We start from the raw sequence: 25,573 nt of genomic DNA, 5'->3' as shown, positions 1-25,573 counted from the left end.
GGCCGCCAAAACTCAAAGCCCGCAACCCCAGCCCGGCCGGCGTTTGAGGCCACCCCAGCCGACCAACACTCAAGGCTCGCCAAAAACACAAACCCGCAACCCCAGCCCGGCCGGCGTTTGAGGCCAAGCAGCCCGGCCGGCGTTTGAGGCCACCCCAGCCGACCAACACTCAAGGCTCGCCAAAAACACAAACCCGCAACCCCAGCCCGGCCGGCGCTTGAGGCCAGGCGCTTGAGGCCAGGCGTTCGAGCCCGCCTCGGCCGCAGGCCGGCCCAACCAGCCCGGCCGGCGACTGAGGCCAAAAGGGCCCAGCGGCCCAGGAGCTACAGGTTGAACCCCAAAGCGCGCAGCTGCTCACGCCCGTCGTCGGTGATCTTGTCCGGCCCCCACGGCGGCATCCAGACCCAGTTGATCCGCATGTCCGCCACAATCCCCTCCGTGGCGGTCCGCGTCTGGTCCTCGATCACATCCGTGAGCGGACAGGCCGCGCTGGTCAACGTCATGTCGATCGTGGCGATGTTCGCGTCGTCGACATGCACGCCGTACACCAGGCCCAGGTCGACCACGTTGATCCCGAGCTCGGGGTCGACGACGTCGTACATCGCCTCGGTGACGTCCTCCGGCGTGGCCACGCCGGCCGCCTGAGTCTCGGTCATTTCTGCCCTTCCATCGTCTGCGGCGCCCGCGCACCGTCCAGCGCCTGCGCGGTGGCGTCCTTGAAGGCCATCCACCCCAGGAGCGCGCACTTCACCCGCGCCGGATACTTGCTCACACCGACGAACGCCACCGCGTCCTCGAGCACGTCCTCGTCCGGCTCACCCTGACCCTTGGACTGCATCAACGCCAGGAACTCGTCCCCGGCGTGCATCGCGTCCTCGATCGTGTGCCCGATCACCAGGTCGGTCATCACCGACGCGCTGGCCTGGCTGATCGAACAGCCCTGGCCCTCGTAGCTGACGTCGAGCACCTTCCCGCCGTCCAGCTTCACACGCAGCGTGACCTCGTCCCCGCAGGTCGGGTTGACGTGGTGGACCTGGGTGTCGAACGGATCCCGCAACCCCTTGTTGTGGGGGTGCCGGTAGTGATCCAGGATGATTTCCTGATACATCCCGTCGAGCTTCATCTCTTCGCCTCCCGCCCCTGCTCCGCCGAACCCGTACTAACCGAAAAACTGTCGGACATGTTCCAGCCCGGCCACGAGCGCGTCGACCTCGGCCGGCGTGGAGTACAGGTAGAACGAGGCGCGGGTGGTCGCCGGCACGCCGTAGCGCAGGCAGACCGGCCGGGCGCAGTGGTGTCCCACCCGGACCGCGATGCCCTGTTCGTCGAGCACCTGGCCCACGTCGTGCGGGTGGATGTCGCCGAAGGTGAAGGAGATCGCCGCCGCGCGCGCCACGTTGTCGGCCGGGCCGATGATCTTCAGCCCCTCGACGCTGTTCAGCGCGTCGACCGCGTATCCCGTGAGCGCGTGCTCGTGCGCGGCGATCCGGTCCATGCCGATCGCCGACAGGTAGTCGATGGCCGCACCGAGCCCGACCGCCTCCGCGATCGGCGGCGTGCCGGCCTCGAACTTGTGCGGCGCGGGCGCGTACGTGGACGCGCTCATCGTCACGGTCTCGATCATCTCGCCACCGCCCAGGAACGGCGGCAGCTCCTCCAGCAGACCGAGCCGGCCCCACAGCACGCCGATCCCGGTCGGGCCGCACATCTTGTGGCCGGTGAACGCGACGAAGTCGGCGCCGAGCGCCTGCACGTCGAGCACCATGTGCGGCGCGGCCTGCGACGCGTCGACCACGACCAGGGCGCCGACGTCGTGCGCGCGGCGCACGATCGGGTCCAGGTCGTTGACCGTGCCGAGGATGTTCGAGGTGTGCACCACCGAGACGACCTTGGTCTCCTCGGTGATCACCTGCTCGATGTTCGACAGGTCGAGCCGGCCGTCGTCGGTGAGCCCGAACCACTTGAGCTGGGCGCCGGTGCGCTGCGCGAGCAGCTGCCACGGCACGATGTTCGAGTGGTGCTCCATCTCGGTGATCACCACGTCGGCGCCCACGCCGACCTTGAACGGCTCGTCCGCCCAGGTCAGCATGTTCGCGACGAGGTTGATCGCCTCGGAGGAGTTCTTGGTGAAGACGATCTCGTCCCGGCTGGGCGCGTTGATGAACGCCGCGACCTTGTCCCGGGCGCCCTCGTACAGCGCGGTGGCCTCCTCGGCCAGCACGTGCACGCCGCGGTGCACGTTCGCGTTGCTGTTCGCGTAGTAGTGCGTCATCGCGTCGATCACCTGACGCGGGGTCTGCGACGTGGCCGCGTTGTCGAGGTAGACGAGCGGTCGGTCGTCGTGCAGGAGCCGTTCGAGGATCGGGAAATCCTTGCGGATCGTGTCCGTGTCGAGCAGCCCCGGCAGGTGCAGTGTCATGCAGACTCCCCCTTGCCGGTGTACGCCTCGTAGCCCTCGTCCTCCAGCTTGTCGGCGAGTTCGGCACCGCCGGACTCGACGATCCGGCCGCCCGCGAAGACGTGCACGTGGTCGGGCTTGATGTACTTCAGGATGCGGGTGTAGTGGGTGATCAGCAGGGTGCCGATCTCCCCGGTGGCCTGCACCCGGTTGACGCCCTCGGAGACCACGCGCAGCGCGTCGACGTCCAGACCGGAGTCGGTCTCGTCGAGGATCGCGATCTTCGGGCGCAGCAGCTCCAGCTGCAGGATCTCGTGGCGCTTCTTCTCGCCGCCGGAGAAGCCCTCGTTGACGTTGCGCTCGGCGAAGGAGGGGTCCATCTGGAGGCGCTCCATGGCCTCCTTGACCTCCTTGATCCACAGCCGCAGCTTGGGGGCCTCGCCGCGGGTGGCGGTGGCGGCGGTGCGCAGGAAGTTGGACACCGAGACGCCGGCGACCTCTACGGGGTACTGCATGGCCAGGAACAGCCCGGCGCGGGCCCGCTCGTCGACGGTCATGGACAGCACGTCCTCGCCGTCGAGCAGCACGGTGCCGCCGGTGACCTGGTACTTCGGGTGCCCCGCGACCGAGTAGGCGAGCGTGGACTTGCCGGAGCCGTTGGGGCCCATGATGGCGTGGGTCTCGCCCTGCTTCACGGTCAGGTCGACGCCGCGCAGGATCTCGCGCGGACCGTTCTCGGCGTCCACACTGACGTGCAGGTCGCGGATCTCAAGCGTTGCCATAACGGACTCAGGACTCCTGGTTCACTTCGACGTAGACGGCGCCGCCGTCGATCTTCACGGGGTATACGGGGACCGGCAGGTTCGCCGGGGGGCCCGAGGGGCGACCGGTGCGCAGGTCGAAGCGCGAGCCGTGCAGCCAGCACTCGATCGCGCAGTCCTCGACCTCGCCCTCGGACAGCGAGACGTTGGCGTGCGAGCACACGTCGTTGATCGCGTACACGTCGCCCTCGGTGCGCACGAGGGTCACCGGGACGTCGTCGAGCACGACGCGCAGCGGTGTGTCCTCGTGCAGGTCGCCCTCGGCGCACGCCTTGAGGTAGCTCATCGGGCGCCGCCTTCGAGCCGGGCCTCGATCTGCTTCATCAGCCGCTCCTGGAGGTCGGCGATGCCGACCCGGGCGATCACCTCGGCGAAGAAGCCGCGCACCACCAGGCGGCGGGCCTCGTCGGCCGGGATGCCGCGCGACTGGAGGTAGAACAGCTGCTCGTCGTCGAAGCGGCCGGTCGCGCTGGCGTGTCCGGCGCCGGCGATCTCGCCGGTCTCGATCTCCAGGTTGGGCACCGAGTCGGCGCGGGCGCCGTCGGTGAGCACCAGGTTGCGGTTGAGCTCGTAGGTGTCGGTGCCCTCGGCCGCGGCGCGGATGAGCACGTCGCCGATCCACACGGTGTGCGCGTCGGCGCCCTGCAGGGCCCCCTTGTAGGTGACCAGGCTGCGGCACTGCGGCACGTCGTGGTCGACGAACAGGCGGTGTTCGAGGTGCTGGCCGGCGTCGGCGAAGTACACGCCGTACAGCTCGGCGTCGCCGCCCGGGGCGTCGTAGACCACGCGCGGGAAGAGCCGGACCACGTCGCCGCCGAGGGTGACCACCACGGAGGTGAAGGACGCGTCGCGGCCCACCCGGGCCAGGTGCGCGCCCACGTGCACCGAGTCGGCGTCCCAGTCCTGGATCGAGACGACCTTGAGCTTCGCGCCGTCGCCGACGATGAACTCGACGTTTTGCGCGTAGGTGGCGGAGCCGGCGTGGTCGAGCACCACGGTCGCCTCGGCGAACCGCTGGACCTCGATCGCGACGTGCCCGAACGCGGTGCCGCCGGCGCCGCGCAGGTCGATCACGATGGGCTCGGCGAGCTGGGTGTCCTTGCCGACCACGACGAGGGTGGCCTTCTCGAACGAGCTGTACGCCTGGGCCGCGACGCGGTCGACGGGCTTGCCGGCCCGACCGATGCGCGCGTCGGAGCGGTCGACCGTCTCGACGGTGACGCCCTCGGGGGCGGTCACCGAGACGGTGACCTCGCCGCGCCCGGCCGCGGCCGCGGTGCCGTCGTGCAGACCGCGCAGGCGGGCCAGCGGGGTGAACCGCCAGTCCTCCTCGCGGCCGGTCGGCACGGCGAAGTCGGCGACGTCGTAGGACGCGGCGGCGACCTGGCGGGCGTCGGCGGGCTGGGCGACCGAGCGGCCGGTGCCGGGGCCGGCGAGCACGTTCTCGGCCCCGGCCTCGCGCACGGCGATCGATCCGGCGGTGGTGCTACCGGGAGTGTTGGTGTTCGCAGCCATGGACTAGCCCACAGCCCCTTCCATCTGAAGCTCGATCAGGCGGTTCAACTCGAGGGCGTACTCCATGGGCAGCTCGCGCGCGATGGGCTCGACGAACCCGCGCACGATCATCGCCATGGCCTCGTCCTCGGTCATGCCGCGGCTCATGAGGTAGAACAGCTGGTCGTCGGAGATCTTCGAGACGGTCGCCTCGTGACCCATCGACACGTCGTCCTCGCGGACGTCGACGTACGGGTAGGTGTCCGAGCGGCTGATCGTGTCCACGAGCAGCGCGTCGCACTTGACCGACGAGGTCGAGCCGTGCGCGCCCTCCTCGATCTGCACGAGGCCGCGGTAGGAGGTGCGGCCACCGCCGCGCGCCACCGACTTGGACACGATGTTGGACGAGGTGTTCGGGGCGCAGTGCACCATCTTCGAACCCGCGTCCTGGTGCTGGCCCTCGCCCGCGAAGGCGATCGACAGCGTCTCGCCCTTGGCGTGCTCGCCGAGCAGCCACACGGCCGGGTACTTCATGGTGACCTTGGAACCGATGTTGCCGTCGATCCACTCCATCGTGGCGCCCTCGTGGGCCACCGCGCGCTTGGTCACCAGGTTGTACACGTTGTTCGACCAGTTCTGGATGGTCGTGTAGCGCACCCGGGCGTTCTTCTTGACCACGATCTCGACCACGGCCGAGTGCAGCGAGTCCGACTTGTAGATCGGCGCCGTGCAGCCCTCGACGTAGTGCACGTACGAGCCCTCGTCGGCGATGATCAGCGTGCGCTCGAACTGGCCCATGTTCTCGGTGTTGATCCGGAAGTAGGCCTGGAGCGGGATCTCCACGTGCACGCCCGGCGGGACGTAGATGAACGAGCCGCCCGACCACACCGCGGTGTTCAGCGCGGAGAACTTGTTGTCGCCGGTCGGGATGACCGAGCCGAAGTATTCCTTGAACAGCTCCGGGTGCTCGCGCAGCCCGGTGTCGGTGTCCAGGAAGATGACGCCCTGCTCCTCCAGGTCCTCGCGGATCTGGTGGTAGACGACCTCGGACTCGTACTGGGCGGCGACGCCCGCGACCAGGCGCTGCTTCTCCGCCTCCGGGATGCCGAGCCGGTCGTAGGTGTTCTTGATGTCCTCGGGCAGGTCCTCCCACGAGGCGGCCTGCTTCTCCGTGGAGCGGACGAAGTACTTGATGTTGTCGAAGTCGATGCCGGAGAGGTCGGAGCCCCACGTCGGCATGGGCTTCTTGCCGAAGAGCCGCAGGCCCTTCATGCGCTGCTTCAACATCCACTCGGGCTCGGACTTCTTCGCCGAGATGTCGGCGACGACCTCCTCGGAGATGCCACGGCGCGCGGAGGCGCCGGCGGTGTCCGAGTCGGCCCAGCCGTACTCGTAGGTGCCCAGGCCCTCGAGCTCGGGGCGAGCGTCGGTGGTCATGAAGTAGTCCTCCCGGAAGCCGGGTCGGCGGCGGTCGATTCCCGCGAACGGGAGGTGCCCCGGCGCGGCGGATTTCGGTCTTCGCTGGTTTTCGAAACGGAGGGTGCGGCCGGCGGACCGGACGAGCCGGTCCTGCGACCGGTCGGACCGGCCGTTTCAGCCTGTACAGCGGGAACGTGCGTGGTGCAGACGCCGTCGCCGTGGGCGATGGTCGCCAGCCGTTGCACGTGCGTGCCGAGAAGGCGTGCGAACACCTCGGCCTCGGCCTCGCAGAGCTGTGGGAACCGCTCGGCGACGTGCGCCACCGGACAGTGGTGCTGGCAAAGCTGCTCTCCGCCGGGTGCGGGCCGCGCACTCGCGGCATACCCGTCGGCGGACAGCGCCTCGGCCAGCGCTCGGGCCCGCTCCCCGGTGGGCGCGGACTCGACCGAGGGACGATACCTCTCCTCGCGCGCGGCAAGCCGCTCGCGGGCAAAAGTTGCCACCGCCTCGCTGCCGAGCCGTTCGGCCACGAAGCTCAGCGCCTCGGCCGCCAGCTCGTCGTATTCCTGGTGGAAACCGGAGCGGCCGGCGTCGGTCAGCGCGAACAGCTTGGCCGGACGGCCCCGGCCTCGGCGCCCGTAGACGCGCTGTTCACCGGCCACCAGCACACCTTCGGCGAGCAGTGCGTCGAGGTGGCGGCGTACGCCCGCCGGGGTCAGCTCCAGCCGCTCGGCGAGGTCCGCCGCGGTGGACGGACCGTGTTCGACGATCGACCGGGTGACCCGGTGGCGGGTGCCCTCGTGGCCGTCGTGTTCGGGCGTGCCGGCACCCGGGACGGTCGCCCGCCTCGGTGCCTCCTCGCTCGTCCGCGCGTTTTCCACAACACCATTGTTGCGTTAATAGTGCGCCAGGCCAAACGGCATCCGCGTGGAGTCCATCACTTAGGTGTACCTAACATCACACGGTCTCTCGGCGAGCCGTTCGACCCGCTTCGACCTGCGGGTTCATCTGACGTCCCGTCAGTCGAACGGTGTTCCGGCCGTTCTCGCCGACCCCGGCACGACGGGGGCCCGGAGCTTTCTAGACTGACTCGTCATGGACTCCTCGTCGCCGGCAGTCGCGCTCACGGGCCTGGTCAAGCGCTACGGCGACAAGACCGCCGTGGACGGGCTCTCGCTCACCGTCGAACGCGGCCGGGTCACCGCGGTGCTCGGCCCCAACGGCGCCGGCAAGACCAGCACGATCGAGATCTGCGAGGGCTACCGGCGCGCCGACGCGGGCGAGGTCCGGGTGCTCGACCTGGACCCGGTGCGCGACGCCGCCGCGCTGCGGCCCCGGATCGGGGTGATGTTGCAGTCCGGGGGCGTGTACTCGGGGGCGCGCGCCGAGGAGATGTTGCGCCACGTCGCCAAACTGCACGCACACCCCCTGGACGTGGCGATGCTGATCGAACGCCTGGGCCTGGGCTCGTGCGGGCGGACCACCTACCGCCGGCTGTCCGGCGGCCAGCAGCAGCGCCTGGCGCTCGCGCTCGCCGTGGTCGGCCGCCCCGAACTGGTGTTCCTGGACGAGCCGACCGCCGGCCTCGACCCGCACGCCCGGCACGCCACCTGGGACCTGGTGCGCGAGCTGCGCGCCGACGGGGTGAGCGTGGTGCTCACCACACACCTGATGGACGAGGCGGAGAAGCTGGCCGACGAGGTGGTGATCGTGGACCGCGGCCGGGTGATCGCGTCCGGCTCGCCCGAGGCGCTGTGCCACGACGGAGCGGAGAACTCGCTGCGCTTCTCCGGCCCGCCCGGTCTGGACATGGGCTCGCTGCTCAACGCGCTGCCCGAGGGCGCCAAGGCGTTCGAGGTCTCGCGCGGCGCGTACCGGATCGAGGGCGAGATAGACCCGCAACTGCTCGCCACGGTGACCTCCTGGTGCGCACAGCACGGGGTGATGCCGGAGCGGCTGACGGTGGAACGACGCAGCCTGGAGGACGTGTTCATGGAGCTGACCGGACGGGAGCTGCGGAGTTGAGCGCGGACGCGAAGGCCGCGGCGACGCGGGACGGGACGCGCGGTACGTTCGCGCCCGCGCCGGGGGCGGCGCCGCTGGGTCGGATGATCCTGGCGCAGAGCGCCCTGGAGACCAGGATGTTGCTGCGCAACGGCGAGCAGCTGTTGCTGACGGTGATCATTCCGACGCTGCTGCTCGTGGTGTTCAGCTCGGCCGACCTCGTGGACACCGGGGACGGCGACCGGGTGGACTTCCTGGCGCCGGGGCTGCTCGCGCTGGCGGTGTTGTCGACAGCGTTCACCGGGCAGGCGATCGCGACCGGGTTCGAGCGGCGCTACGGCGTGCTCAAGCTGCTGGGCTCGACCCCGCTGCCCCGGTGGGGGCTGATGGTGGCCAAGACCACGTGTGTCCTGGTGGTGGAGATCCTGCAGGTGGCGCTGCTCACGGCGATCGCGTTCGGGCTGGGGTGGTCGCCGCACGGGAACCCCGTGTGGGTGATCCTGCTGCTGCTCCTGGGCACGGCGGCGTTCTCCGGGCTCGGGCTGCTGATGGCCGGCACGCTGCGGGCCGAGGCCACCCTGGCGGGCGCGAATCTGGTGTTCATCCTGCTGCTGCTCGGCGGCGGGGTGATCGTGCCGCTGGACAAGTTCCCCTCCGGGGTCGAGCACACGCTCGCGCTGCTCCCCATCTCGGCGCTGTCGGACGGGCTGCGCGACGTGCTCCGGGACGGGTCGGGGCTGCCGCTGGGCGATCTGGCCATCCTGGCGGTCTGGGCGGTTTTGGGCCTCGGCGCGGCGGCGCGCTTCTTCCGCTGGGAGTGAGGTCGGGGTGGAGTCGGGGCGGGCGTCGACCGACACCCCTGGTGCGCTTGTGAATCCGTTCACGACGTAGCATGTCGCGCATGAGTCTGCAGGCCGTCTCCCCCCTCGTCGCGCGCCGCGTGTTCCTCGCGAACCTGGTGGCGCAGGTCGGCATCGTCGTCACGGGCGGTCTCGTCCGACTCACCGACTCGGGCCTGGGGTGCGACACCTGGCCCCGCTGCGACAGCGACACCCGCGACTGGACGCCGCACGAGGCGGTCAGCCACCACGCGTACATCGAGTTCGGCAACCGCATGCTGACCTACGTGGTCGGCGCGATCGCGGTGCTCTGCGTGGTGGCCGCGTACCGAATGACCGTGCGCCGCAGGGACATCACCACGCTGTCCTGGATCCAGATCGGCACGGTGGTCGGCCAGGCCGTGCTCGGCGGCATCACGGTGCTCACCGACCTGCACCCGATGGCGGTGGCGAGCCACCTGCTCCTGTCGATGGCGCTGATCGCGTCGGCGGTGGCGCTGTACGAACGCTCCGGCGAGGGCGACGCGCCGGCCCGCTTCCTGGTCCGTCCCGAGATCCGCTGGTTCGGCTACGGCACCCTCGGCGTGGCGGGCGCGCTGATCGTGATCGGCACCGTGGTCACCGGCTCCGGCCCGCACGCGGGCGACCTCAAGGCCAAGCGTTTCGACGTGGACATCGACCAGATCGCCTGGCTGCACGCCGACCTGGCCTTCCTGCTCCTGGGCGCGGCCGTCGCCCTGGCCCTGGCCCTGCGCGTCACCGACGCCCCCCAGGCCGCCCAATCACGCGTGTGGTGGCTGCTCGCCGTCCTGATCCCCCAGGGCCTGATCGGCTACATCCAATACTTCAACGGCCTGCCCGAGTGGATGGTCCTCACCCACATGCTCGGCGCCGCCCTCACGGTGGTCACCGCGACAAGAACCGTCTTCGCCCTCCGCATCCGAGGCGACCAGCCCCGCGAAGCCGCCGACGAGGCGGAACCCGAAACCCGCGAACCGGTCGCCACCAGCTACTGACCCCGCGGCGAAAGATCCACGGTCGCCGGAACACCCAGCCCGTCACAGGTGGGCGTGGGCCGCCACAATCCTCGCTCCACGTTGAGACGTCCGGGCGACGGAGTCGGCGGAGTCGGCGCGGGGGGCTGCAATTCCGGCTTCCGGTCCGCACCCACCGCGAGTCGGCTCCGGATGTGGGCATCGATCGGCCGAAGGGCGACCTTGACCCGCTCGGGGTCGACACCATCGCGATACCACTCGCTGCCGAATCGCAACTCGACGAAAACCACGTATTCGTCGTAGCGCGCCCAGTAGAGCCATTCACCCGCGGTGGCCGCGTTCGGCCCGCTCCGACTCTCCAGTTGCGCCTGATCCGCACCACCGACCTGATAATGCGAGATCACGGTCGGCTTGACACCCGACCCCCAGTCGTCGGCGTGCACCTGATGCGGCGCATTCCCCCGAAGCTCTTCTTGGCCGCGCCCACGTCCCCGTAGCGATAGGCGATCAGCCTCACGAACATCGAACCGTGCCACATCCGCCCCGCGCTGCCCCGCGCGCGATACGCCTCACCGAGCCCGAACACGGCGTCCAACTCCGTGACCCGCCCACCGGCCAACACATCCGGCAACACCGCCGGAATCAACACATCCGCCCGCCGATCCGGCGGCCCGAACGTGGTGTCCGGCACCGAGAGCACCGAACATCCGACCAGTGTCGCGACGACAACGCCGACGGCCGCGAGCCCCCGGATCCACCTTCGCCGAACCCGGTCGGCCCATCGCCCGATCATCGGACCTTGCGAACCTTCCCCTCGGCGGCCGATTCATCGATGTGCTCCAGGATGATTCTGGCCGGTCAGCAGAACCTTCTCCTCGAATCCGGCCTGAACCGGGCGTCGCGCAGTTGCGACACGGTCACCATCAGCAACCGCCCTCGAAGGAGGCACGGACCGAGGCCGGCACCGGCCGCCCGCGCAGACCGGCGGGCGAGACCTTGAAGCCGCCCGGTGGGACGGGGGCGTTGTTCGGTCGGGGGTTGGGCACGTACCGCTGGTCGGCCGGTTTCCGGCGGCGGCGGTGTGGGGCCGGCATCTTCCTGTGGATGCGACGCGGATCGAGTATTCGCTCGATGTTGCTCACGGGCGCCCCCGGGCTCGATCCACCATTGGTGACACATCGTCATGGCAGATTAGCTCAGAGGTTCGACGAGCGTGCGGGGCGGGCGAGGCAGGGCTCCCGACGAACGGCCCCGGTGGGTGGGGGCGTTCGTCGGGAGCCCGGTGGGTCAGCGGCTCGGGACGGCCAAGAGGAGGGCGAAGCGGTTTTGCGGGTCGGTCCACCACTGGCGGATGGTGAAGCCGGCCTCGGCGAGTTCGGCTTCCAGGGGCTCGCGGCGGAATTTGGTGGAGATCTCGGTGCGGAGGTGTTCGCCTCGGGTGAAGTCGATGGACAGGTCGAGGGGCGGGATCTTGACCGTCTGGTCGATCCTGGAGCGCAGGTGCATCTCGATGCGCTCCTCCTGCGCGTTCCACAGCGCCACGTGGTCGTAGGCGTCGGGGTCGAAGTCGGCGTCGAGTTCGCGGTTGAGCACGTGCAGGACGTTCTTGTTGAACTCGGCCGTGACGCCTTGGGCGTCGTCGTAGGCGGCGACCAGCACGGCCGGGTCCTTGACCAGGTCGACCCCCAGCAGCAGGGTGTCGTCGGCGCTCAGCGCGCGGCGCAGGATGCGGTAGAAGTCCGTGCGCTGGGCGGGGTCGAGGTTGCCGAGCGTGCTGCCCAGGAAGCTGAGCAGGCGCGGGCCCGGCTCGTCCGCCAGGGGGAGTTCCTGTTCGAAGTCGGTGACCGTGGCCGCGACCCGCAGCGTCGGATAGTCGCGGCACAGCGCCTCACCGGCCTGGACCAGCGCCGAATCGCTCACGTCCAGCGGCACATAGCGCTCCAGCGTGCCGGCCGCGGTGAGCGCGTCCAGGAGCAGCCGGGTCTTTCGCGACGAGCCCGAGCCCAATTCGATCAGCGAGTGGGCCCGCGTCGCCGCGGCGATCTCGGGGGCGCGCCGGGTCAGGATCTCCTGCTCGGCGCGGGTCGGGTAGTACTCGGGCAGCCGGGTGATCTCCTCGAACAACTCGCTGCCGCGCGCGTCGTAGAACCACTTGGGCGGCAACGACTTGCCCGGCGCGGTCAGTCCTCGGCGCACGTCGGCGCGCAGCGTGGTGTCGAAGTAGTCGGCCGGCAGCCGGTGGTCGAGGGTGAATCGGCTGTTCATGGGACGCCGTTCCTGTGGTGCGGATGACGGACGTGCGGCGACGGGTCGCACGGGACGGATCGGGGCGATGCGGACGCCGTCGCGGGTGGCGACGAGGAGGGAGTGGTCGGGTACCTCCCGCCACGCGTCCCAGATCGGGTCCTGGTGCTCGTCGGGTTCGGAGGCGACCAGGACCCGTCCGGGGCCGGTGCGGTACCAGAGGGTGTCCCCGTATCGGGTGGCGAACACGGTCCGGCCGTCGGTGAGCAGGAGGTTGAGCCGGGCCGTCGGGCGCACCTCGGCGATCCGCCGGACCACGTCGACCAGCGCGCCGCCGACCGGCTCGCGCTGCCGGAGCCGGCGCGCGAGCAGGGCCCAGATCAGCGCCGAGTCGCAGCGCGCCTCCATCCCGAGCAGGGCGGCCTGGTCGAGCGCGGGCCCGACCGGCAGCCGGGTCCAGTCCGGCACGGCGCCGTTGTGGCTGAACAGCCACGCGCCGTCCCGGTACGGCGCGGCCGCCGCCTCCTCCTGGCTGGTGCCGGCGGTGGCGCTGCGCACGGCGGCCAGGAACGCGCCGCTGCGCACGGTCCGGGCCAGGTCGGGCAGGTTCGGGTCGGCCCAGATCGGCAACGCGCGCCGATAGCGGGCGGGTTCGACGTCCGCCGGATCCGCGTCGGGATACCAGCCGAAGCCGAACCCGTCGACGTTGACCGTCCCGTACCGCTGCCGGCGCGGCGCCCAGGACTGCTCGTACAACCCGCGCGTCGGCTCCACCAGCACCGACGCCAGCGCGATCTCCGGCCCCAGATAGGCCAGGTGACGGCACATCAGCCCGCCTCCCCGGGCGCCGCGTCGCGCGCGGTGCGGAATCCGGCGAAGATCTGCCGCCGGATAGGCAGGTCCCAGTTGCGGAAGGTGCCCCGGGCGACCACCTCGTCGACCCCGAACGCGCCGCCGCGCAGCACCTTGTGCCCGGGCCCGAAGAACACCTCGGAATACTCCCGGTAGGGAAACGCCGCGAACCCGGGGTAGGCGGTGAAGTCGGAGGCGGTCCACTCCCAGACGTCGCCGAGCAACTGCCGTGCCCCGCACGGGGCGGCGCCCGCCGGATACGCTCCGGCCGGCGCCGGACGCAGATGCCGCTGGCCGAGGTTGGCGTGCTCGGGCGTGGGCTCGGCGTCGCCCCACGGATACCGCCGCGACCGGCCCTCGACCGGATCGTGCCGGGCCGCCTTCTCCCACTCGGCCTCGCTCGGCAACCGCCGCCCGGCCCAGCGCGCGTAGGCGTCCGCCTCGTACCAGCACACGTGCACGACCGGCTCGTCCGGCGGCACCGGCTCGGTCCGGCCGAACCGCCGGCGCAGCCACGTCCTCCCGTCGCGCCACCAGAACAGCGGTGCGCGCAGCCCGGCTTCGTCCCGATGCCGGCGCCCCTCCGGGGTCCAGCAGTCGTCCCGGTCGTATCCGCCGTCGGCGATGAACTCCAGGTAGGCCGCGTTCGTCACCGGCACGGTGTCCAGCCAGTACGCCGCCACCTCGACGACGTGCGCGGGCCGCTCGTTGTCCAAGGCCCACCCGTCGGTGTCGGTGCCCATCTCGAACGGCCCCGCCGCGACCAGGACTTCGCGCGGCAACCCGGCCGCGTCCGGCGGCGCGGCGGGCGGTTCGGGGGCGTCCAGGACGGCCGGTCCGGCGCGCAACTGGTGCGTGGCGAGCATGGTCTCGTCGTGCTGCTGCTCGTGCTGGGCGAGCATGGCGAACACGAATCCCCGCGCCAGGAGCGGATCACCGTCGGGGTCGAAATCGGCGCCCTCCAGCACCTCCAGCGCCCTGGCCCGTACCTCGCCGACATAGTCCCGGGCCGGTTCGGGCGCCAGCAGGGGCAGGGCCGGACGGTTCGCGCGAGGATGCCGAAACGCGTCGTACAGCGCGTCCAGATCCGGACGCAGCGCCGGCCGGCCGCCGGCGCGGCGGACCAGCCACAGTTCCTCCTGGTTCCCGATGTGCGCCAGGTCCCAGACCAGCGGCGACATCAACGGGGAGTGCTGGGCGGTCAGTTCCTCGTCGGTCAGACACTCGGTCAGGGCCAGCGTCCGGCGCCGGGCCCGCGCCAACGCGGCCTCGGCTATCGATTTCGCGGTTGTCGAGGTTTCCGATGGCTTCAGCGACGTCATCGACAGGTCCTTTCCAACAGATCGTCGGCGGGACATCGGCCCCGTTCCGCGTAGCGCCGGGTGAATTCGGCGACGGCCGCACGGACCGGGCCGGGCGCGCCGGCGACGGCGAGCGCGTTCTCCGTGGCGGCGAAGCAGGCGATGATCGCCTTGCCGAGCACCGGGTCGGCGGGGCCGAGCCGGGCGGCGCGGTGCCAGACCGCCTCGGTCGGTACGGTCGCGCCGTCGGCGCACAGGGGTTCGGTCGCCCCCCATGCCGCCTCGGCCGCGACCGGGTCGTCCAGCAGGGTGGCGGCCATCGCGGCGGGCACGATCCAGTCCTCGCCGCGCTGCGCGTCGATCATCCGCAACTCCAGCCAGCCGCGCGGGCGCACCGGCGGGAAGAGGGTGGTGAGGTGGTAGTCGAGGTCGTCGAGGGTGGGCGGCCGCATCCCGGGCACTCCGCGCAGCCAGGAGCGGAAGGTCAGGCCCTCCGGGGCGTTCCACCCGTCCGCCGTGGCGCCGCGCAGGCACAACAGCGGCGCGTCCAGGGCGTAGCGAGCCCACGCGGCGCGCGGGTCGCCGTCGATGCCCGGCGGCGGGCCCGGCGGCCGGGTGCGGCCGGGGTCCATGCGGGCCCAGACCAGTTGCCGGGTGGACCGCCAACCGGTCGGCTTGCCCTGCCACAGCGGCGAGTTGGCGAACGCGGCGACCAGTACCGGGCCCAGCCGGTGGGTCAATTCCCAGCGCGACCGATAGTCCCGAAGGCCCGCGCTCTCGTCGCCCGCGTCCAGGTTGACCTGCACGGACGCGGTGCCGCGCATCATCATCCGGCCCCAGGAGCCATCCCGGTCGAAGTACGCCTCCATCGCCCGATAGCGCGGGTGGTCCAGGACGCGTGGCGGGTTTCGATACGGCTCCAGGCCGTGGCCCGCGAGCACGAGTCCGCTCGCGGCCAGCGCCTGCTCCAGGGCCGTCATGTCGGCCCGGAGGTCTCGGGCGCATCCGGCGAGCGTGTCGGCGGGCGGTGAACTCAGTTCGACCTGCCCACCCGGCTCGCGGGTCAATCTGCTGCCGAACGGCAGCCCCTTCGCCTCCAGTAGGGCCAGGGCCTCGTCCAGCCGCTCCGGCGCCACCTCCCGGCGGGCGTCGGCGCCGTCGTGCACGATCCATTCCAGTTCGATCCCGACCCGCGCGGGCGGGCCGGTCTTGAAGCACACCCCGTGTACATGGGCCTGTGCGTCGTCCTCCTGCAGAGTGGTAGCCATCGCACGCACTCCTTCGATCCCTCGCGTGGTCCCGCTTCCGGTCCCACTCGTGGCCCCCAGTGTGGCCCTCCCGTGACTTCCCGGTCTGCTGTACCCGGCAATCACGACCGGAACACCCGTACCCCCGTGAACCCGGGACCACGCCCGAATGAAGCTCCGGCACCCCTCGGAACGGACCTTCCGGTTGGCGGGTATACGGATCGGCGGTCGGGAAGCGGTGGCCGGGTGCCGGCACGAGGCAGCGAGACCACAAGGCCGGCGAGTCGGATCACGCCGACCGCTCGGGAGGTCCACAGGCCGGCGATCTCGTCCGGCCGACGAAGTCGAAGGCGGTTCGTCGTGGTGTGGCCCCGCTCCGGGTCGCCGGGCGGGGCAGGGAAGTCGACCGTTTCAGTCGGTGAGTTCCAGCACCACGCGCAGGGCTGCGGACAGGCGGGTCATGACGGCCGCGTCGACGGTGCCCAGGAATGCGCCGGAACGGATGCGCTTGTCGGTGAGTGAGACGAGATCGACGGCGACAGCCGCGCCCTCGATCGGTTCGGTGATCGGCACGGTGACCACCGTGTCCGGGGCGCCCCCGGTCTGATCGATCATCATGCACACGAGGGTTCCCGGCAGGGCGCGAATGGCCGCGTCGGATTCGATGATCACGACGGCTCGGACCTTGGTGGCCAGGGGAACTTCCCAGACCTGCCCGCGTGCGAGGTTCACGCGATCTCCTCGCCGAACATGTCGGCGAACTCCTCGATGTCGTCGACATCCCGGCCTCGCCAGGAAGCTATCGCGTCCCCCGCCTCGCGGAGGGCTTCGGAGCGCAGCGCACGCTCGACATAGGCGGACAGATTTCCGGCGGACGCGATCTTCGCCGCCGCCAGCAAGTCGGCGGGAAGTGTGACCGTCACCCGCTCCTTTGCCGTCATACCATCGATCATACGGCACGTATGACCCTCCGGCGACGGAAACAACCGAAGGGCGGGGCGGAGGCCGAATCCAGCCTCCGCCCCGCCCTTCGGGTACGGCTAATGCTCCTGTAGCCCCGCCGCCGCGGCCCGGTCCAGGAGCCACAGGGTGGCGCCCGTGCCGTAGGCGCCGGCCGCCGGGGTCTTGGTGGGGTCGGTGGAGGCCCGGGCCGCCGCCACCGCGTCGGCCTTGTCCTCGCCCGCCGCGAGCAGCCACACCTCGTGGGCGGCTCGGATCGCCGGGAAGGTCAGCGTGATCCGGGTCGGCGGAGGCTTGGGGGCCTCGCGGACCGCGACCACCGTGCGCTCCGTCTCCTCCGTCGCCGCGAAGCCCGGGAAGAGCGACGCGACGTGCGTGTCGGGGCCCACCCCGAACATGGCCAGGGTGAACGTCGGGACCAGCGCGCCCGCGGGTGCGGCGGCGGCCAGTTCGGCGGCATACCGTGCCGCCGCCGCCTCCACGTCGTCCCCGTCCGGACCATCACTGGCCGGCATCGGGTGCACCAGCTCCGGCAGCACCGGGACGGTGTCCAACAACGCCTCGCGCGCCTGCGTCTCGTTCCGGTCGGCGTGGCCCGCCGGCAGGAACCGCTCGTCGCCCCACCACACGTGCAGCCGGTCGAAGTCGATCGCGCCCAGCGTGGGCGTGAGCGACAACTCGTGCAACAGCGCGTTCCCGTTGCGGCCACCGGTCAGCACGATGTGCGCCACGTCGAACTCGGCCTGCGCGTCGGCGACCCGCTGGATCAGCCCGGTGGCCGCCGCCTTGGCGAGGAGTGCCGTGTCGGCGTGCACCCGGACCGGGCCGTGCGGGCTCACGCGCCGTCGCCCTTCTTCTTCCGAGGCGCCCGGCCGGCCGCGTTCTTCGGCGCGGCGGGCGCGCCCTCGTCCGCCACCCGCCCCCGGGCGGAGGCCCGCTTCGCCCCCGCCGCGCTCGACGTGCGCTTGAGCGGCGGAGCCGTACCGACCTCCTTCTTCGGCTTCCGCAGCGGCGCCTCGCCCTCCTCGGCCTTCTCCACGTCGCTCACCGGCGTCTGCGACTCGGGCGACTCGGTGAACGACGCCGCCGACGGCACCCGCGCCGCCTCCAGCGCGGCCCGCGCCAGCGTCGCCGCGTACACGTCGTCCGGGTCCAGCCGGCGCAGTTCCTCGGCGACCAGGTCGGAGGCCTCGCGCCGCTTGAGCGCGACCACCCGGTCCGGCTGGCCGGGCGAGGACAGCGACGCCATCATCCCGTCGGGGCGGTCGATCACGATCTCGCCGTCCTCGGTCACCAGCGTCACCGCGGTGATCCCGGGGCCGCCGGTCTCCACCCGCTCCACGTCGACCTCCAAGCGGTCGGTCAACCACAGCGCGAGCAGTTCCGCGCTCGGGTTGCCTGCCTTGGCGCCGACCTTCGCGCTCAGGATCCGGCTGTACTTCTGGTCGAGCGCCGCGGCCAGCAGGCTGCGCCACGGCGTGGTGCGGGTCCAGGCCAGGTCGGTGTCCCCCGGCGTGTACGCGCTCGCCCGCAGCCGCAGCACATCGGCCCGGCGCGGCGGCGCGGCGGCGTCGGTGACCCGGCGGGTGGCCAGCGCGCCGAGCAGGTCCTTGCTCGGCACCTCCGGCGCACGCCCCGGCCACCACACCACGACCGGCGCGTCGGGCAGCAGCAGCGGCAGCACGACCGACTCGGCGTGGTTGGCCAACTCCCCGTGCATGCGCAGCAGTACGGTCTCGCCCACGCCCGAGTCGCCGACCCGGACCTCGGCGTCCAGGCGCGGCGCGATCTCCGCTCCCGGGCGGCCGATCACCACCAGGATCCGCGAGGGGTGCTCGCGGGCGGCGGTGCTCGCGGCCTTCATCGCGTCGTACTGGTTGGCCTCGTCGGTGACGATGACCAGGGTGAGCACCATGCCGAGGGTGGGGCTGCCCATTCCTCGACGGGCCTCGACCAGCGCGGCATTGATCTTGCTCGACTTGGTGTCCGTCAGATCGATCATCATGGGCGGCGCCAGCTCCGTCCGTCACGTGCGAGCATCTCGTCGGCCGCGTCCGGACCCCAGGTCCCGGACACGTAGGGCTCGGGCTTGCCGTGCTGCGCCCAGTGCTCCTCGATCGGGTCGAGGATCTTCCAGGACAGCTCGACCTCCTCGTGCCGGGGGAACAGCGGCGCGTCGCCGAGCAGCACGTCGAGCAGCAGGCGCTCGTACGCCTCCGGGCTCGACTCGGTGAACGACTCGCCGTACGCGAAGTCCATGTTGACGTCGCGCACCTCCATCGCGGTGCCCGGCACCTTGGAGCCGAAGCGCACCGTCATGCCCTCGTCCGGCTGCACCCGGATGACCAGGGCGTTCTGCCCCAGCTCCTCGGTCGCGGTGGCGTCGAACGGCAGGTGCGGGGCGCGCTGGAAGACCACCGCGATCTCGGTGACCCGGCGGCCGAGGCGCTTGCCCGCGCGCAGGTAGAACGGCACGCCCGCCCAGCGGCGGTTGGCGATCTCCAGTTTGATCGCGGCGTAGGTGTCGGTACGCGAGTCCGGTGGGATGCCGTCCTCCTCGAGGTAGCCCTTGGCCAGCTCGCCGCCCTGCCAGCCGCGGGTGTACTGGGCCCGCACCGTGCCGCGCGAGAGGTCGTCGGGCAGCTTGACCGAGCCGAGCACCTTCAGCTTCTCGGCCACCAGGGCGTCGGCGTCGAAGGACACCGGCTCCTCCATCGCGGTCAGCGCGAGCAGTTGCAGCAGGTGGTTCTGGATCACGTCGCGCGCGGCGCCGATGCCGTCGTAGTACCCGGCCCGGCCGCCGATGCCGATGTCCTCGGCCATGGTGATCTGCACGTGGTCCACGTAGGAGCGGTTCCACAGCGGCTCGAACATGGTGTTGGCGAAGCGCAACGCCATGATGTTCTGGACGGTCTCCTTGCCCAGGTAGTGGTCGATGCGAAAGACCGACTCGGGCGGGAAGACGTCGTCGACGACCTTGTTCAGCTCGCGCGCGCTCTTGAGGTCGTGCCCGAACGGCTTCTCGATCACCACGCGGCGCCACGAGTCGGCCTTGGGGTCGGCGAGTCCGTGCTCCTTGAGCTGGCGGACCACCTCGGGGAAGGCCTTCGGCGGCACGGACAGGTAGAACGCGTGGTTGCCCTGGGTGCCCTGCTGCTCGTCCAGCTCGTCGATCGTCTGGCGCAGCTGGTCGAACGCCTTGCCGTCGTCGAACTCGCCCTGGACGAAGCGGAATCCCTCGGACAGCTGCTGCCAGACCTCTTCCCGGAAGGGGGTCCGGGCGTGTTCCTTGACCGCCTCGTAGACCACCTGGGCGAAGTCCTGGTTCTCCCAGTCGCGCCGGGCGAACCCGGTCAGCGCGAAGCCCGGCGGCAGCAGGCCGCGGTTGGCCAGGTCGTAGATCGCCGGCATCAGCTTCTTGCGGGACAGGTCGCCGGTGACGCCGAAGATGACCAGGCCCGACGGACCCGCGATGCGCGGGAGCCGGCGGTCCTGGGGGTCGCGCAGCGGGTTCTCCGGCCAGACGGCCGGCTTGCTCTTGCCGGCTTTGGGGCTCATCGAGCCGCTCCGTCCGCGAGGGCGCGGGCGGCGTCGAGCAGTTGCCCGAGTCCGGCCGCGCGGTCGGTCAGGTGCAGGCGCAGGACCGGGCGCTCGCGCGAGGTGATCGCGCCGAGGTCGCCGAGGGCCTGGGCCAGTTGCAGGCGGCCGAAGCTGTACGGCTTGGCCGGTACGTCCAGGTCCTCGGTGTTGGCGCCGGTGATCTGGAGGAAGGCGCCGACGGCGGGTCCGCCCTTGTGGAACTGGCCGGTGGAGTGCAGGAATCGGGGGGCCCAGCCGAAGGTGACCTGCTCCCCGTCCAGCGCCTCGGCGAGCAGCGGGCGCAGTTCGGGCGCGTCGGTGTCGCCGAGCCGGTCCAGGTAGGCCATGACCGCGAGGTAGCCGTTGTCGGGCACCGCGGCGAGCAGCGCGCGCAGCGCCCCGGTCAGGTCGCTCGCGCCGGCCAACAGCCCGGCGTCGCCGTGTACTTCGACCGCGCCGTCGACGAAGGCGGGTGTGCCCACCGGCAGCGGTCCGTCGTCGCCCGCGCGTTCGAGCAGCGCGCCGGTGTTGTCCTTGGACTCCTGCACGTTGGGCTGGTCGAACGGGTCGATGCCGAGCACTCGGCCGGCGACCGCGGTCGCGTACTCCCACAGCAGCAGCTGCGCGCCCAGCGGGCCGGACACGCGCAGGTCGGCGGCGAGGCGCTCGATGTCCTCCGCGCCGATGACCGCGCGCACCGCGTCCGGGCCGGACGCGTGGTCGAAGCCCGGCGCGGTCGGGCTCTCGACCACGACGGGCAGGATGCCCCGGCCCTGCTTGCCGGTGGATTCGGCGATCAACTGCTCCGCCCAGTCGCCGAATCCGACGATGTCGCCGCTGTTGGCCAGGACCAGCTTGTCCCGGCCGTGGTTGGCGGCGGCCCCGAGCACCGCGCCGAGCAGCAGGCCGGGGTTGTCCCGATCGCCGGCCAGCGTCGGGGCGAGCGCGGCGGCCTCGTCGAGGAGGCGTTCCACGTCCACCCCGGCCAGCGCGCTGGGCACCAGGCCGAACGCGGTCAGCGCGGAGTAGCGGCCGCCGACGTTGGGGTCGGCGAGCACGATGGTGTAGCCGGCGTTGCGCGCGGTGTTCTCCAGCGGCGAGCCCGGGTCGGTCACCACCACGATCCGGCCGGCGAGCTGGTCGTTGGTCAACCCCTCGTCGAGGAAGGCCTGTTCGAACGCGCGGCGGTGGCTGTCGGTCTCCACGGTGCCGCCGCTCTTGCTGGAGACGACCACGACGGTGCGCTCCAGGTCCTCGCCCAGCGCGCGGCGGACCTGGGCGGGGTCGGTGGTGTCGAGCACGGTGAGCGACTTGCCGTAGGTGGCGGTGATCACCTCGGGGGCCAGCGAGGAGCCGCCCATGCCGGCCAGGACCACGTGGTCCAGGCCCTCGGCGGCCAACCGCTCGCGCAGTTCGGCGAGTTGCGGCAGCAGCGCGCGCGAGGAGGCGGGCAGGTCCACCCATCCCAGGCGGATCGCGGCCAGCGACTCGGCGTCCGGACCCCACAGGGTGGCGTCGGAGGCGGTCAGGCGCGCGGGCACCTTGTCCACGACGCAGGCGGTGATGACTTCGGCGACTGCGGCGGAGTGAACGAGGTCACCGGAAACGGTGACGTCCACGCCGCCTGCGGTCACGCGTTCGTCGTTTGCGTGTACCACGGGCGGTCAGCCCTCCTATGAATGGGGTGGGAGTGTGCTGAAATCATGCCCTGATTGCGTGGATTACCCCTCCCGCCGCCGCCGAACGGGTCACATGCGGCGGCGGCGGGACGAGCGGGTACTGCGCCGGTCGGCGAGGGAGGCCCACCGGGTGCAACGGCCGTTCGACGAGGGGGCGTCAGCTCTTGGCGAGCCGGTCCAGCTCGCCCTGTACGGACGCGAGCAGCTCGTTCCAGGAGGTCTCGAACTTCTCGACGCCCTCCTCTTCGAGCAGGTCGACGACCTCGTCGTAGGAGATGCCGAGCTTGGCGACCGCGTCGAGGTCGGCCTGCGCCGACTCGTAGGTGCCGTGCACGGTGTCGCCGGTGATGGAGCCGTGGTCGGCGACCGCGTTCAAGGTGGCCTCGGGCATGGTGTTCACCACGCCCTTGACGACCAGGTCGTCCACATACATCGTGTCGCGGTACGCCGGGTCCTTGACGCCGGTGGAGGCCCACAGCGGGCGCTGCGGCCGGGCCCCGGCGGCGGCGAGGGCCTGCCAGCGCTCGGTGCCGAAGACCTCTTCGTACGCCTGGTAGGCCAGTCGCGCGTTGGCCACCGCGGCCTTGCCCGCCGCGGCCTTGGCCTCGTCGGTGCCCAGCGCGGCCAGCCGCTTGTCGATCTCGGTGTCCACGCGGGAGACGAAGAACGACGCGACCGACTCGATCTTGGAGATGTCCAGACCGGCGGCGCGGGCGCGCTCGATGCCCTCGACGTAGGCCTCCATCACCTCGCGGTAGCGGGCCAGCGAGAAGATCAGCGTGACGTTGACGCTGATGCCCTCGGCGAGCGCCTGCGAGATGGCGGGCAGACCGGGCCTGGTGGCCGGGATCTTGATGAACAGGTTCGGCCGGTCCACGAGCCACCACAGCTGGCGCGCCTCGGCGCTGGTCGTCTCGGTGTCGTGCGCCAGGCGCGGGTCCACCTCGATCGACACCCGGCCGTCGCGGCCGTTCGTGGCGTCGTAGACCGGGCGCAGCACGTCGCAGGCCCGGCGCACGTCGGCCGTGGTGATCATGCGCACGGCCTCTTCGACCGTCACGCCGCGCACCGCGAGCTCGCGCAGTTGCGCGTCGTAGACGTCGTTGCCGGAGATCGCCTTCTGGAAGATCGCCGGGTTGGTGGTCACGCCCACGACCTCGCGGTCGCGGACGAGTTCCTGCAGGTTGCCGGACTCCAGCCGCGTCCGGCTCAGGTCGTCGAGCCACACGGCCACGCCCTCGGCGGACAGGCGACGCAGGGGTTCCGTCATGACACTTTGCTCCTTATCGAGTGGGCGGCCGGATCCGGCCGCGTCATGGGCGGCGGATCGACGCCCGGTGTGGGCGGTGTCGGGTGGGTGTTCCCACCCGACACCGCCCACCGGGTCACATGATCTTCAGCTACCGGCGTGCGCCAGGGATTCCCGAGCGGCCGAAACGACGGCCTCGTGGGTCATCCCGAACTCGGCGAACAGCTTCTTGTAGTCCGCCGACGCGCCGAAGTGCTCCAGCGAGACGATCCGACCCGTGTCGCCGACGAACTCGCGCCAGCCCTGGGCGATGCCGGCCTCGACCGACACGCGCGCCTTGACCGAAGGCGGCAGCACCTTCTCGCGGTACGCCTGCTCCTGCGCGTTGAACCACTCGACACACGGCATCGAGACCACCCGGGTGGGCACACCCTCGGCTTCGAGCACCTCGCGGGCGGCGACCGCCGTCTGCACCTCGGAGCCGGTGCCGATGAGGATCACCTCGGGCACTCCGCTGGAGGCTTCCGCCAGCACGTAACCGCCGTGCGCGACGCCTTCGGCCGAGTTGAACTCGGTCCGGTCCCACGTCGGTACGTCCTGGCGGGTGAGCAGGATGCCGGCCGGACGGTCGGTGGTCTCCAGGATCTTGCGCCAGGCCACCACGACCTCGTTGGCGTCCGCCGGGCGGACCACGTCCAGGCCGGGGATCGCGCGCAGCGCGGCGATGTGCTCGATCGGCTGGTGGGTGGGGCCGTCCTCGCCGAGACCGATCGAGTCGTGCGTCCACACGTAGGTGGTGGGCAGCTTCATCAGCGCGGCGAGCCGGACGGCCGGGCGCATGTAGTCGCTGAACACCAGGAAGGTGCCGCCGTAGATCCGGGTCCCGCCGTGCAGCGCGATGCCGTTCATGGTCGAGCCCATGGCGTGCTCGCGGATGCCCCAGTGCACGGTGCGCCCGTACGGGCTCGCGCCCTTGAGGGGGTTGCCCTCGGGCAGGAACGAACTGCCCTCGTCGATGGTGGTGTTGTTGGACTCGGCCAGGTCGGCGGAGCCGCCCCACAGCTCGGGGACGACCGGGCCGAGCGCGGCGAGCACCTTGCCGGAGGCCTTGCGGGTGGCGACGGGCTTGCCGGCCTCGAACTCCGGCAGCGCCTTCTCCCAGCCGTCGGGCAGCCGACGGGCGGCGATGCGGGCGTGCTCGGCGGCGCGCTCGGGGTTGGTCTCGGCCCACTTGGCGAACGCGCTCTTCCACGCGTCGTGCGCCGCACGGCCCCGGTCGACCACCTGGTGCGTGTGCGCGAGCACCTCGTCGGCGACCTCGAAGGACTGCTCGGGGTCGAAGCCGAGTACCCGCTTGGTGGCCGCGACCTCGTCGGCGCCCAGCGCCGAGCCGTGCGCCTTGCCGGTGTTCTGCGCGTTGGGCGCGGGCCAGGCGATGATCGTCCGCATGGCGATCATGGTCGGCCGGCCGGTCTCCGCCTTGCCCGCCTCCAGGGCCGCGCTCAGCGCCGCGATGTCGATGTCGCCGTCGGCCTGCGGCTCGACCCGGATGGTGTGCCAGCCGTAGGCCGCGTAGCGGGCGAGGACGTCCTCGCTGAACGCGGTCTCGGTGTCGCCCTCGATCGAGATGTGGTTGTCGTCGTAGAGCACGACGAGGTTGCCCAGCTTCTGGTGCCCGGCGAGTGAGCTGGCCTCGGCGGAGATGCCCTCTTCGAGGTCGCCGTCGGAGGCGATCACCCAGATGGTGTGGTCGAACGGGGAGGCGCCGGGGGCCGCGTCCGGGTCGAACAGGCCGCGCTCGTAGCGGGCCGCCATCGCCATGCCGACCGCGTTGCCCACGCCCTGGCCGAGCGGCCCGGTGGTGGTCTCGACACCGGCGGTGTGGCCGTGCTCGGGGTGGCCGGGGGTGCGGCTGCCCCAGGTGCGGAACGACTTCAGGTCGTCCAGGGTCAGGCCGTAGCCGGACAGGTAGAGCTGGGTGTAGAGGGTCAGGCTGGTGTGGCCCGGGGACAACACGAAGCGGTCGCGACCGGTCCAGTCCGGGTCGGTCGGATCGTGGCGCAGGAACTTCTGCCAGATGAGGTAGGCCGCCGGGGCCAGGCTCATGGCCGTTCCGGGGTGGCCGTTACCGACCTTCTGAACGGCGTCCATCGCGAGCACGCGAGCGGTGTCGACGGCTCGCTTGTCGAGGTCGCTCCAGTCGAGAGAGCTGTTGTCGGGGGTCGGCTTGGTGCTCACCCTTGTCAGGGCTCCTTCCGGGGTCTTCCGGGATACGCCGAATGATTGCGGCCGGCTCGGGACCTTCGCCCCGGCGCCTCCGGCACGTGGCCGAGCCTACCGGGGGCGGCATGTTCCCTCGCTCGGAGGACGGCCACCCGGGTGGTGACGTTCACCGTGTGGTTCACCCCGATGTCCACGTGGTCGGGCGGACCGCGGGGACACGCGGGACGAGGCACGACGCGTGGTGGGCACGGGGCGGCGCACGCGGCGAC

At 71.2% G+C, this 25,573-nt stretch carries 24 protein-coding genes and 1 pseudogene; 3 read left to right on the top strand and 22 right to left on the bottom strand.

Annotated features, from left to right (window positions below; all coding sequences use genetic code 11):
• Nucleotides 1-323: 323 nt before the first annotated feature.
• Genes B4N89_RS22930 through B4N89_RS22895 form a run of 8 tightly spaced genes read right to left on the bottom strand, consistent with a single transcriptional unit; the run spans nt 324 to nt 7,013 of the window.
• The gene (locus tag B4N89_RS22930) at nt 324-656 is read right to left on the bottom strand and encodes a metal-sulfur cluster assembly factor (RefSeq protein WP_078977703.1); all 333 of its coding nucleotides are present in this window, start codon (nt 654-656) and stop codon (nt 324-326) included.
• Complete coding sequence (sufU, locus tag B4N89_RS22925) at nt 653-1,123, bottom strand: Fe-S cluster assembly sulfur transfer protein SufU (RefSeq protein ID WP_078977702.1); 471 nt, start codon at nt 1,121-1,123, stop codon at nt 653-655. The genes B4N89_RS22930 and sufU overlap by 4 nt, the downstream gene beginning before the upstream one ends.
• A gap of 36 nt (nt 1,124-1,159) precedes the next feature.
• Nucleotides 1,160-2,419 (bottom strand): cysteine desulfurase, encoded by a 1,260-nt coding sequence (locus B4N89_RS22920; protein WP_078977701.1) that lies wholly within the window; start codon nt 2,417-2,419, stop codon nt 1,160-1,162.
• A complete protein-coding gene (gene sufC / locus B4N89_RS22915) occupies nt 2,416-3,180 on the bottom strand; it encodes a Fe-S cluster assembly ATPase SufC (RefSeq protein ID WP_078977700.1) in 765 nt (254 codons plus the stop codon). Before sufC ends, B4N89_RS22920 begins: the two co-directional genes overlap by 4 nt.
• 7 nt (nt 3,181-3,187) lie before the next feature.
• The gene (locus B4N89_RS22910) at nt 3,188-3,505 is read right to left on the bottom strand and encodes a non-heme iron oxygenase ferredoxin subunit (RefSeq protein ID WP_078977699.1); all 318 of its coding nucleotides are present in this window, start codon (nt 3,503-3,505) and stop codon (nt 3,188-3,190) included.
• Nucleotides 3,502-4,734 carry a Fe-S cluster assembly protein SufD gene (gene sufD, locus B4N89_RS22905; protein ID WP_201260885.1) on the bottom strand — a complete coding sequence of 411 codons (1,233 nt, stop codon included), beginning with the start codon at nt 4,732-4,734 and terminating at the stop codon, nt 3,502-3,504. The genes B4N89_RS22910 and sufD overlap by 4 nt, the downstream gene beginning before the upstream one ends.
• A gap of 3 nt (nt 4,735-4,737) precedes the next feature.
• Nucleotides 4,738-6,150: a Fe-S cluster assembly protein SufB gene (gene sufB, locus B4N89_RS22900; protein ID WP_078977698.1), complete on the bottom strand. Its 1,413-nt coding sequence runs from the start codon at nt 6,148-6,150 to the stop codon at nt 4,738-4,740.
• On the bottom strand, nt 6,147-7,013 hold the full coding sequence (locus B4N89_RS22895) for a helix-turn-helix transcriptional regulator (protein WP_078977697.1): 867 nt from the start codon (nt 7,011-7,013) through the stop codon (nt 6,147-6,149). Before B4N89_RS22895 ends, sufB begins: the two co-directional genes overlap by 4 nt.
• 214 nt (nt 7,014-7,227) lie before the next feature.
• Here B4N89_RS22895 and B4N89_RS22890 point away from each other — a divergent pair, with 214 nt between their 5' ends.
• The 3 genes from B4N89_RS22890 to B4N89_RS22880 all read left to right on the top strand — a co-directional run bounded on the left by B4N89_RS22890 (nt 7,228) and on the right by B4N89_RS22880 (nt 9,991).
• A complete protein-coding gene (locus B4N89_RS22890) occupies nt 7,228-8,157 on the top strand; it encodes an ABC transporter ATP-binding protein (RefSeq protein WP_078977696.1) in 930 nt (309 codons plus the stop codon).
• Between the two features lie 83 nt (nt 8,158-8,240).
• Nucleotides 8,241-8,957 (top strand): ABC transporter permease, encoded by a 717-nt coding sequence (locus B4N89_RS22885; RefSeq protein WP_078979552.1) that lies wholly within the window; start codon nt 8,241-8,243, stop codon nt 8,955-8,957.
• An 80-nt stretch (nt 8,958-9,037) separates the two neighbouring features.
• Nucleotides 9,038-9,991 (top strand): COX15/CtaA family protein, encoded by a 954-nt coding sequence (locus tag B4N89_RS22880; RefSeq protein WP_078979551.1) that lies wholly within the window; start codon nt 9,038-9,040, stop codon nt 9,989-9,991.
• Here B4N89_RS22880 and B4N89_RS22875 read toward each other — a convergent pair.
• From B4N89_RS22875 to tkt, 14 genes and pseudogenes are all read right to left on the bottom strand, one after another.
• Complete coding sequence (locus B4N89_RS22875) at nt 9,985-10,374, bottom strand: hypothetical protein (protein ID WP_143658052.1); 390 nt, start codon at nt 10,372-10,374, stop codon at nt 9,985-9,987. The genes B4N89_RS22880 and B4N89_RS22875 overlap by 7 nt on opposite strands.
• Entirely contained in the window at nt 10,371-10,763 is a 393-nt protein-coding gene (locus tag B4N89_RS22870) for a hypothetical protein (RefSeq protein WP_078977694.1), read from the bottom strand. Before B4N89_RS22870 ends, B4N89_RS22875 begins: the two co-directional genes overlap by 4 nt.
• A gap of 494 nt (nt 10,764-11,257) precedes the next feature.
• Nucleotides 11,258-12,235 (bottom strand): L-histidine N(alpha)-methyltransferase, encoded by a 978-nt coding sequence (gene egtD, locus B4N89_RS51575; RefSeq protein ID WP_235618969.1) that lies wholly within the window; start codon nt 12,233-12,235, stop codon nt 11,258-11,260.
• A 117-nt stretch (nt 12,236-12,352) separates the two neighbouring features.
• Nucleotides 12,353-13,042, bottom strand: a pseudogene (egtC, locus tag B4N89_RS51570) (ergothioneine biosynthesis protein EgtC); the annotation flags it as partial.
• Nucleotides 13,042-14,388: an ergothioneine biosynthesis protein EgtB gene (gene egtB, locus B4N89_RS22855; RefSeq protein WP_078977691.1), complete on the bottom strand. Its 1,347-nt coding sequence runs from the start codon at nt 14,386-14,388 to the stop codon at nt 13,042-13,044. The gene egtB and the pseudogene egtC, both read right to left, overlap by 1 nt.
• On the bottom strand, nt 14,385-15,635 hold the full coding sequence (gene egtA, locus B4N89_RS22850; RefSeq protein ID WP_078977690.1) for an ergothioneine biosynthesis glutamate--cysteine ligase EgtA: 1,251 nt from the start codon (nt 15,633-15,635) through the stop codon (nt 14,385-14,387). Before egtA ends, egtB begins: the two co-directional genes overlap by 4 nt.
• Nucleotides 15,636-16,025: 390 nt before the next feature.
• Nucleotides 16,026-16,346 (bottom strand): type II toxin-antitoxin system PemK/MazF family toxin, encoded by a 321-nt coding sequence (locus tag B4N89_RS48715; RefSeq protein WP_107504173.1) that lies wholly within the window; start codon nt 16,344-16,346, stop codon nt 16,026-16,028.
• A complete protein-coding gene (locus tag B4N89_RS22840) occupies nt 16,343-16,555 on the bottom strand; it encodes a type II toxin-antitoxin system CcdA family antitoxin (RefSeq protein ID WP_078977689.1) in 213 nt (70 codons plus the stop codon). Before B4N89_RS22840 ends, B4N89_RS48715 begins: the two co-directional genes overlap by 4 nt.
• A 99-nt stretch (nt 16,556-16,654) precedes the next feature.
• Nucleotides 16,655-17,413 carry a 6-phosphogluconolactonase gene (gene pgl, locus B4N89_RS22835; protein ID WP_078977688.1) on the bottom strand — a complete coding sequence of 253 codons (759 nt, stop codon included), beginning with the start codon at nt 17,411-17,413 and terminating at the stop codon, nt 16,655-16,657.
• Nucleotides 17,410-18,579 carry a glucose-6-phosphate dehydrogenase assembly protein OpcA gene (opcA, locus tag B4N89_RS22830; RefSeq protein WP_078977687.1) on the bottom strand — a complete coding sequence of 390 codons (1,170 nt, stop codon included), beginning with the start codon at nt 18,577-18,579 and terminating at the stop codon, nt 17,410-17,412. The genes pgl and opcA overlap by 4 nt, the downstream gene beginning before the upstream one ends.
• Nucleotides 18,576-20,132: a glucose-6-phosphate dehydrogenase gene (zwf, locus tag B4N89_RS22825; RefSeq protein WP_078977686.1), complete on the bottom strand. Its 1,557-nt coding sequence runs from the start codon at nt 20,130-20,132 to the stop codon at nt 18,576-18,578. The genes opcA and zwf overlap by 4 nt, the downstream gene beginning before the upstream one ends.
• Nucleotides 20,129-21,811: a glucose-6-phosphate isomerase gene (locus B4N89_RS22820; protein WP_235618733.1), complete on the bottom strand. Its 1,683-nt coding sequence runs from the start codon at nt 21,809-21,811 to the stop codon at nt 20,129-20,131. Before B4N89_RS22820 ends, zwf begins: the two co-directional genes overlap by 4 nt.
• A 178-nt stretch (nt 21,812-21,989) precedes the next feature.
• Nucleotides 21,990-23,102, bottom strand: coding sequence for a transaldolase (gene tal, locus B4N89_RS22815; protein WP_078977684.1), 1,113 nt, complete (start codon nt 23,100-23,102; stop codon nt 21,990-21,992).
• 126 nt (nt 23,103-23,228) lie between these two features.
• Nucleotides 23,229-25,319 (bottom strand): transketolase, encoded by a 2,091-nt coding sequence (gene tkt / locus B4N89_RS22810; RefSeq protein ID WP_078977683.1) that lies wholly within the window; start codon nt 25,317-25,319, stop codon nt 23,229-23,231.
• Nucleotides 25,320-25,573: the final 254 nt, after the last annotated feature.

Source organism: Embleya scabrispora (genome assembly GCF_002024165.1).
GTDB lineage: Bacteria > Actinomycetota > Actinomycetes > Streptomycetales > Streptomycetaceae > Embleya > Embleya scabrispora_A.
Note: the sequence above shows the minus strand (reverse complement) of the source record. Positions and strands in the feature narration are given on the sequence as shown.